This window comes from Buchnera aphidicola (Kurisakia onigurumii) (assembly GCF_039394605.1).
In the GTDB taxonomy this organism is placed as follows: Bacteria; Pseudomonadota; Gammaproteobacteria; order Enterobacterales; family Enterobacteriaceae; genus Buchnera_I; species Buchnera_I aphidicola_B.
This window is the reverse complement of the sequence record NZ_CP135033.1, coordinates 499,804-509,028: the sequence shown is the minus strand read 5'-3', so window position 1 is coordinate 509,028 and position 9,225 is coordinate 499,804. Positions and strand designations below refer to the sequence as shown.

Here is a 9,225-nt window from a genome sequence, read left to right as displayed (position 1 = left end):
GAATAATCCTTTACAAAATTAAAAAAATGCATGAAGTAAAAATATTTAATTTTACATTTTTTCAATGTAAATTATTATTTATTTTTTTTGTTTTTATATATATTTTTTATTTCAATACTTTTTAATATTTTTTTAAAAATATTAATAAAATAAGTTTGTTCTGAAAATAAATAAAATAATGTGTTTATTTACATTTTTTTTAAAAAATTATAATATTAATTATTATTATTTTTTATCTTATTATAAAATATAAATTTTTTATAAAAAATCATTTTTTAATTACAAATAAAAAAAATAATAATAATAGTAAAAAAATAAACAATAAAAAATATTTTTTATTTATTTATGATAAATATATATTTTGTTAAAAAAATTATATTATAATTATTTTAAAATTACAAAAATATTCAAAAAAATTAAAAAATATAATTTTAATAAAATAAAAAAATGAAAAAAATGAAAAAAAAAAAAAAATGTATAATGGTTTTTATCATATTATTTTTTATAATTATAATAATATTTTTTAATAAAAATTATGAAAATACCATAAGTACACAAAATATAATTTTTTATAATAAAATTTATTGTATAAAAAATAATATTTCTTTTAAAAAATTAAAAAATGATGAAAATATTTTTTTTAATAAATTAAAAAAAACATATTTAAAAAAAAAAAATGATAATATCAATACATTTTTTTCTTATTTAAAATTATGTAATTATTACATTGCACATAAAAAATTAAAAAAATCAATTATATTGTTAAAAAATCAGTTAATATATGTTAAAGATAATTTTTTAAAGAATTTATTACTCATTAAGATATCGGAAATACAAATTGAAAATAAAGAATTAAATAATTCTTTAAATACATTAGAAAAAATTTCTGATCAAAATTTTCAAAAATATATTTATAATATAAAAGGAGATATTTTTTTAATTTTAGGTAAACAGGAGAAAGCCATTAAATTTTGGAAAATGAGTTTACAGTTAGAAAAAGAAAAATTGAGTCAAGATATATTAAAAATTAAAATCGCATATTTTTAGTAATTTATTAAAAATTTTATAAAAAATAAATTATAATATTCTCATTATTAATAAATAATATTATTTAATTTTATAAATTTAACGAATAAAAATCAAGAGTATTAATATGAAATTAATTATTTCTTTAATTGGAAGTTCTAATGTAGGTAAATCTACATTGTTTAATAGGATTTTAAACAATAATATTGCTATAGTATCAAATATTAAAAATACTACTAGAGATAGAAATTATGGTACTTGTGTCATTTCCAATCATAAAATTAAATTAATCGATACTCCAGGAATAATATTACAAAATAAAAAATGTAATGTTATTAATAATAAAATATATGAACAAACAAAATTAGCAATTGCAGAATCTGATATTGTATTTTTTATAGTTAATGCAAAAAATAAATTAACTTTTCAAGATATAAAAATTGCGAAAAAATTACGAAAAAGCAGTAAAGAAATATTTTTAATAGTAAATCAAGTAGATAAAGTTGATATAAATTCTATTTCATCTTATTTTTTTAGTTTAGGATTCAATCAAACTCATTTTATTTCTGCCAAGAAAGGTATTGGAATTAAAATTTTGTTAAATATTTGTTTAAAACAAATTCATAAAAATATTGATATAAAAAATAAAAAAAATAAAGAAAATATAGATAATGTAAAAAAAGAAGAAATAACAAAAAATAAAATAACAATTGGAGTTATTGGAAAACCAAATGTTGGTAAATCTACATTTATTAATAAGATTATTAACGAGAATAGACTAATTACTTCTAATATTCCTGAAACAACACGAGATAGTATTCATGTATTATTTCAGTACAAAAAAAAATATTATAGTATTTTTGATACAGCAGGAATTAGAAAAAAAAAAATAAATATGAATAGTATAGAAAAAGTATCTGTACAAAAAACGATTCAAACAGTAAAAAAATGTGAATTAATTTTATTGATTTTTAATTCACAAGAAGAAATATCTAAACAAGATTTAACTATTTTAAGAAAAATAGAAGAATTAGAAAAATCAATTATTATTATAATAAATAAATGGGATTTAGTAGACAAAAAAAACAAAAAAAAAATTCGAAATAATATTATTTCTAAAATTAAATTCATTAAATTTTTTGATATACATTTTATATCCTGTTTAAAAAATTTAAATATTAATAAAATATTTCAATCTATAGAAAAAACTTATCATTCTTTGCAATTAAAATTTAATTCTTCTTTTTTAACAAATATTTTGCATAAAATTATTAAAAAACATAAACCACCTATTCAAAAAGGACAAAGAAGTAAATTAAAATTTGCACATCCTGAAAAAAATAAAAATATATTTAAAAATTCTCAAATAATTGTCATACATGGAAATAAATTAAATTATATTGATAATACATATAAAAAATATTTATTAAATTCTTTTAAAGAATTATTAAATTTAACTGGTGTTCATTTAAAAATAATTTTTCGAGAAACAAAAAATCCTTATGTTAAATAAATAAAAAAATTATTTATTTGAATCAGAATAGTTAATTGAATAATAAGGTATTTCTACTTCAATATTTTCATTACCTACTTTTGCTTGACAAGTTAATCTACTATTTTCTTGTAAGTTCCATGCTTTATCCAATGCATCTTCTTCTTTTTCTTGACATACAGAAATAGTATTAGATCCTTTAATGATATAACAATGACAAGTAGTACATGCACAAGATTTTTCACAAGCGTGTTCAATATATATATTGTTTCTTAATGCTGCATCCAAAATAGATTCTCCTGGAAACGATTGAATTCTTTTTTTTAATATTTTTTTTTTTTTATGTATGATAAATAAAATGTAAACCATATTTTATTATTCCTAAAATTTAATTTTTTATTTTTTTGTTTTTTGAATTAATAACGTATTAAATATTTTTTTTTACAAATATTTGAAAAGTATTAATAAATTTTATATATTTTAACAAAAATATTGATTTTTCCCAATTTTTTTTTTTAATATTTTTTTCTATTTTATTAAACAAAGAATTTTCTAACTTATTGATTTTGTCTAAAAAATTTTTTAGCATGGTATGATTGTTTTTTTTTTTATAGTATTCAAATTTTTCGTATAAATTAAATTGAAATTTTATTATTTCATTATCGCATTTGTTTTTTTTATTATACAAATTGTAATTTATATTTAATGACAATAAATGTTCAATTCTTTTTAATGGATTAATTAATGTTTTATACCCTTTATTAATTTCTATTGATTTTTTTATATATTTTTCATGATTTTTTGTATTTATATGAAAATCAGGATGATATTTTTTCTGAAGTGTATAAAATTTTTGTTTGATTTTTTTTTTTTTTAAATTAAATATTTCGGGTAAATTAAATAAAATAAAGTAATTCATATAGTAATTATTCCAATTAACATATATATTTTTTTTAATTGTATATGATGTGTTAAAATATCAAATTTAACACATCTCTTGCATTTTTTAAAAATAAAAATATTACTTAGATAAATTATTTTTTTTTTTATAATCTTTAATAGCTTCTTTAATAGCATCTTCAGCTAATATTGAACAATGAATTTTTACAGGAGGTAAAGATAATTCTTTAACTATTTCTGTATTTTTTATTTTTAGCGCTTGATTTAAAGATTTTCCTTTAACCCATTCTGTCATTAAGGAACTAGATGCAATAGCAGATCCACAACCGTAAGTTTTAAAACAAGCATCTTCTATTACACCTGTTTTATTAACTTTTATCTGTAATTTCATTACATCTCCACAAGAAGGTGCTCCAACTAAACTAGTACCGATTGTTTGATCAGATTCAGAATTTTGAAACGTACCTACATTTTTAGGATTTTCATAATGTTCTAATACTTTTTTACTGTACGACATGTTATTTTCCTTGTTAATTTTTTATTAATAAAATAATTAAATTATTTATTTTTGATTCCAATTAACAGAATTTAAATCTATTCCTTGTTGATACATTTCCCATAATGGGGAAATATTTCTTAATTTTTTTATTGATTTATGGAGTAATTGGATTGCGTAACGAATTTCTTTTTTTTGAGTAAAACGACCAATAGAAAATCTAATAGAACTATGAGCTAAATCATCTTTGATTCCTAAAGCATGTAATACATAAGAAGGTTCTAAACTAGCTGAGGTACAAGCTGATCCAGAAGATACAGCAAGATCTTTTAATGCCATAATTAAAGATTCTCCTTCTATATAATTAAAACTAATATTTATAATATTTGGTACACATAAATCAAAAGGGCTATTTAAATAAATTTCTTCTATATCTTTTAATTTTTTCCAGAAATATTTTCTTAAAGATATTATTTTTTTATTTTCATTATCCATTTCTTTTTTACATATTTCAAATGCTTTACTCATTCCCATTATTTGATGTACTGCTAATGTTCCTGATCTAAAACCTCTTTCATGCCCTCCTCCATGTATTTGTGGAACTAAACGTATTCTAGGTTTTCTTTTTATATATAAACCTCCTATTCCTTTTGGTCCGTAAATTTTATGTGAAGAAAAGGAAAGTAAATCGATGTGTACTTTTCGTAGATCAAGTTTAATTTTACCTATACTTTGAGTAGCATCAACATGAAAAAATATTTTTTTATTTTTACATATTTTACTAATTGAATTGATGTTTTGAATGATTCCAATTTCATTATTTACATGCATAATAGAAATTAAAATTGTATCGGAACAAATTTTTTTTTCTATTTCTTTTAAATCAATTAATCCATTTTTTAATGGTTTTAAATATGTTATCCTAAAACCTAAACTTTCAAGATATCGACAACTATCTAGAACTGATTTATGTTCTATTAATGTTGTAATAATATGTTTTCCTCTATTTTTATAAAATAAAGCACATCCTTTTATTGCTAGATTATTTGATTCTGTTGCTCCTGAAGTAAATGTAATTTCTCGATAATCCGCATGAAAAAAATCCGCTATTTTTTGTCTTGCATTTTCTACACATTCTTCTGCAATCCAACCAAATTTATGCGAACGAGAAGATGCATTTCCGAATTTATTATTTTTGATTTTTAAATATTTTAACATTTCTTTAACTACGATAGGGTCTGTTGGGGTAGTTGCAGCATAATCCAAATAAATTGGTAGTTTCATTTTTTATTCCATTTAAGAGTATTAAATAAAAGAAAAGAAATAATTAATAAAAAATATTAACAATTTTGATTTTTTGAAAAAATTATTTTTCTTATAAACATTTTAAATATATTTTACTAAATTAAAAAACTAATGTAGTATATTAAAAATAAAAAAATACATGTATTTAAAATTATACATTACTTTTTATTTTTTAAAATTTTATAATTTTAAAAAAATAAAATTTATTAACTCTAAAAAATATAAAATCAAAAATAGGGATGTAGTTCAATTGGTAGAGCATCGGTCTCCAAAACCGAAAGTTGTGGGTTCAAGTCCCTCCATCCCTGAAAATCTTATTAATTCAATAAAATTCTTTATTTTTAAAATCCTAATTATTAAAAATATTTAAATAATAAAATTAAAATTTTTTTATTTGTAACAATCAACCTTTCTGTTATTTTTTCTTAAAATATTTATTAAAAGATATTTTTATAATTTTAAAAAAATATATTGTATAGGATAAATTATACATGCCTAAATTTCGATCTAAAATTACTACAGAAGGAAGAAATATGGCAGGAGCTCGTGCATTATGGAGAGCTACAGGGATGATAGAAAAAGATTTTAAAAAACCAATTATTGCGGTTGTAAATTCTTTTTCAGAATTTGTTCCAGGTCATATACATTTGAATGAAATAGGTAGAATTGTTTGTAAAAAGATAAAAGAATTTGGAGGAGTAGCAAAAGAATTTAATACAATAGCTATTGATGATGGAATTGCAATGGGTCATTCTGGAATGTTGTATTCTCTTCCTTCTCGAGATTTGATTGCAGATTCAGTAGAATATATGGTTAATGCACATTGTGCTGATGCCATGATTTGTATATCTAATTGTGATAAGATAACTCCAGGAATGTTTATGGCTGCATTACGAATAAATATTCCAACTATTTTTGTTTCCGGAGGTCCAATGGAAGCAGGAAAAATATTTTCGGATGAAAAAAATAATAAAATTATTAAATTAGATTTAGTGGATGCGATTTCTAATAGTGCGAATAAAAATATCAGTGATAAATTTGTAAAAAAAATCGAATTATCTTCTTGTCCTACTTGTGGTTCTTGTTCTGGAATGTTTACAGCAAATTCTATGAATTGTTTAATGGAAGCTATAGGTTTAGCTTTACCAGGTAATGGAACAATATTAGCAACGCATAAAATTCGAAAAAAATTAATTGTTGAATCTAGTAAAAAAATTGTTGAACTAACTAAACAATTTTATGAACAGAACGATTATTCAGTTCTTCCAAGATCAATTGCTAATATTCAATCTTTTAAAAACGCTATGTGTGTAGATATAGCAATGGGTGGATCTACAAATACTATTTTACATTTATTAGCTGCTGCACAAGAAGGAAATATTGATTTTAAAATGAGTGATATAGATATTTTATCCAGAAAAATACCGAATATTTGTAAATTATCTCCTAGTACTAATTTATATCATATAGAAGATTTTCATAGAGCAGGAGGTGTTATAGGAATCTTGAATGAATTAAACAAAAAAAAATTAATATTTACTAATGTAAAAAATGTTTTACATAATACTTTATTACAGACTTTACAAGAATATGATATAACTGTAACAGATGATAAAAATATTAAAAAAATGTATCTTGCTGCTCCTAAAGGAGAAAGAACAGTTAAAGCTTTTTCTCAATCTTGTGAATGGAAAAGCTTAGATCTTGATCGGATTAAAGGATGTATTAGATCTTGTAAAAACGCTTATAGTTCTGATGGAGGATTAGCAATTTTATACGGTAATTTAGCTAAAAATGGTTGTGTAGTAAAAACTGCAGGTGTAGATAAAGATATTCTTTTTTTTAGCGGCACTGCAAAGGTATATGAAAGTCAAGAAGAAGCAGTAAAATCAATTTTAAATAAAAAAATTATTTCTGGAGATATTATTGTAATTAGATATGAAGGACCAAAAGGAGGTCCTGGAATGCAAGAAATGTTATATCCTACTACTTATTTAAAATCTGTAGGTTTAGATAAACAATGTGCTCTGATTACAGACGGTCGTTTTTCTGGAGGTACTGCCGGATTATCTATTGGACATATTTCGCCTGAAGCTTCTAGTCGAGGATTAATTGCATTGGTACAAAACGGCGATAATATAATTATTGATATTCCTAATAGAAAAATTACTTTAAATATAAACGAAGAAGAAATAAAAATAAGAATGAAAAATGAAATAAATAAAGGTGTTAATGCTTATAAACCTATTAAAAGAAATAGAAAAGTATCTTATGCTTTAAAAAATTATGCTTTTTTTGCTACTAGTGCTGATAAAGGAGCTGTAAGAGATATAAATAAAGTTGATCTAGTTTTGTAATTTTTAGTACTAATATTTGGTAAAATAAATTTTTTATTTGATAAAAAAATTTTTAATACATATTAAATTTATAAATTAATAAAAAAAATAAAAATATTTTTTAAAAAATGTTTTTGTTAAAAAAATAAATTTAGTTTTTATACGCTTGTAAATTTTAATTTATCCAAAGGTTTAATAGATGAATAATTATTTTAATAAATTAAATTTTAGACAAAAATTAATTCAATTAAGAAAATGTCGATTTATGAAAAAAAGAGAATTTAAAGAATCTAAAAATTTTCTTATCAATAAGAATATTGTAATTATTGGTTGTGGTTCTCAAGGACTAAATCAAGGATTAAATATGAGAGATTCAGGTTTAAATGTAACTTTTGCATTACGAAGATCTTCAATTGCAAAAAAAAATTTATCTTGGAATAATGCTATTAAAAATAATTTTCTTATTGGAACATATAAAGAAGTTATTCCAACAGCGGATTTAGTAATAAATTTAACTCCAGATAAACAGCACTCCAAAGTAATACAAGAAATTATTCCTTTCATGAAAAAAAAATCGGTTTTAGGATATTCTCATGGTTTTAATATTATTGAAATGGGTCAAAAAATTCGAAGTGATATTACAGTTATTATGGTAGCTCCAAAATGCCCAGGAACTGAAGTTCGTGAAGAATATAAAAAAGGATTTGGAGTTCCTACATTAATAGCAGTACATGAAAAAAATGATCCATATTCAATAGGATTATCGGTAGCAAAATCATGGGCTCATTCCATTGGAAGTGATAAAGCAGGAGTACTAGAATCTTCTTTTTCAGCAGAAGTTAAATCTGATTTGATGGGAGAGCAAACTATTTTATGTGGAATGTTACAATCTGCTTCTTTATTATATTATAAAAAATTGATTCAAAATGGAAGAAATTCAAAATATTCTGTAAATATTATTCAAAAAGGATGGGAAATATTAACAGAATCTTTAAAAAAAGGAGGTATAACTTTAATGATGGATAGATTTCATAATGCATCTAAAATAAAAATATGTTCTTTATCTGTACAATTGAAAAAAATTTTGAGACCTCTTTTTGAATATCATATGGATGAAATTTTATCAGGTGAATTTTCTAAAAAAATGATTCAAGATTGGAATAACAATGATCAGAAATTAATTTTTTGGAGAAAAAAAACTAAAAATTCTTTATTTGAGAAAGCTATATATTCTAAAATAGATATTAATGAAGAAGAATATTTTAAAAATGGTATAGTGATGGCAGCAATATTAAAATCAGGAATTGAACTTGCTTTTGAAATAATGACAGAATCAGGAATTTTAGAGGAATCTGCGTATTATGAATCATTACATGAATTACCATTAATTGCCAATACAATAGCAAGAAAAAGATTATATGAAATGAATATTGTAATATCTGATACTGCGGAATATGGAAACTATATTTTTACAGAAAAAGCTATTCCATTATTGAAACCATTTTTTCAAAATTTAAATTTAGATGAATTACAAAAAATTTCTGATTGTGATTATTCTAACATAGATAATAGTACTTTAAAAAATATAAATGAAAATATTAGAAATCATCCTATTGAAATTGTTGGAAAGAAATTACGTTCTTATATGAAGAAGACAAAAAATAATTAAC

8 protein-coding genes and 1 tRNA gene are annotated in these 9,225 nt (G+C 21.2%); 5 read left to right on the top strand and 4 right to left on the bottom strand.

Annotation, left to right across the window (positions count from 1 at the left end):
• The first annotated feature begins 456 nt into the window (after positions 1-456).
• Entirely contained in the window at positions 457-1,047 is a 591-nt protein-coding gene (locus RJU59_RS02410) for a tetratricopeptide repeat protein (protein WP_343155150.1), read from the top strand.
• Between the two features lie 106 nt (positions 1,048-1,153).
• Complete coding sequence (gene der, locus RJU59_RS02405) at positions 1,154-2,539, top strand: ribosome biogenesis GTPase Der (RefSeq protein ID WP_343155149.1); 1,386 nt, start codon at positions 1,154-1,156, stop codon at positions 2,537-2,539.
• A gap of 9 nt (positions 2,540-2,548) precedes the next feature.
• Here the strand turns inward: der and RJU59_RS02400 are convergent, their stop codons facing one another.
• The 4 genes from RJU59_RS02400 to RJU59_RS02385 all read right to left on the bottom strand — a co-directional run bounded on the left by RJU59_RS02400 (position 2,549) and on the right by RJU59_RS02385 (position 5,198).
• On the bottom strand, positions 2,549-2,887 hold the full coding sequence (locus RJU59_RS02400) for a 2Fe-2S iron-sulfur cluster-binding protein (protein WP_343128605.1): 339 nt from the start codon (positions 2,885-2,887) through the stop codon (positions 2,549-2,551).
• 58 nt (positions 2,888-2,945) lie between these two features.
• A complete protein-coding gene (hscB, locus tag RJU59_RS02395) occupies positions 2,946-3,437 on the bottom strand; it encodes a Fe-S protein assembly co-chaperone HscB (protein WP_343155148.1) in 492 nt (163 codons plus the stop codon).
• Between the two features lie 102 nt (positions 3,438-3,539).
• The gene (iscU, locus tag RJU59_RS02390) at positions 3,540-3,935 is read right to left on the bottom strand and encodes a Fe-S cluster assembly scaffold IscU (protein ID WP_343128603.1); all 396 of its coding nucleotides are present in this window, start codon (positions 3,933-3,935) and stop codon (positions 3,540-3,542) included.
• Between the two features lie 45 nt (positions 3,936-3,980).
• On the bottom strand, positions 3,981-5,198 hold the full coding sequence (locus tag RJU59_RS02385) for an IscS subfamily cysteine desulfurase (protein ID WP_343155147.1): 1,218 nt from the start codon (positions 5,196-5,198) through the stop codon (positions 3,981-3,983).
• 256 nt (positions 5,199-5,454) lie between these two features.
• On the opposite strand from RJU59_RS02385, the gene RJU59_RS02380 reads away from it, so the two are divergent.
• The 3 genes from RJU59_RS02380 to ilvC all read left to right on the top strand — a co-directional run bounded on the left by RJU59_RS02380 (position 5,455) and on the right by ilvC (position 9,224).
• Positions 5,455-5,527, top strand: a tRNA-Trp gene (locus RJU59_RS02380).
• A gap of 183 nt (positions 5,528-5,710) precedes the next feature.
• Positions 5,711-7,576 (top strand): dihydroxy-acid dehydratase, encoded by a 1,866-nt coding sequence (ilvD, locus tag RJU59_RS02375; protein ID WP_343155146.1) that lies wholly within the window; start codon positions 5,711-5,713, stop codon positions 7,574-7,576.
• 178 nt (positions 7,577-7,754) lie between these two features.
• Positions 7,755-9,224 carry a ketol-acid reductoisomerase gene (ilvC, locus tag RJU59_RS02370; RefSeq protein WP_343155145.1) on the top strand — a complete coding sequence of 490 codons (1,470 nt, stop codon included), beginning with the start codon at positions 7,755-7,757 and terminating at the stop codon, positions 9,222-9,224.
• Position 9,225 lies beyond the last annotated feature (1 nt).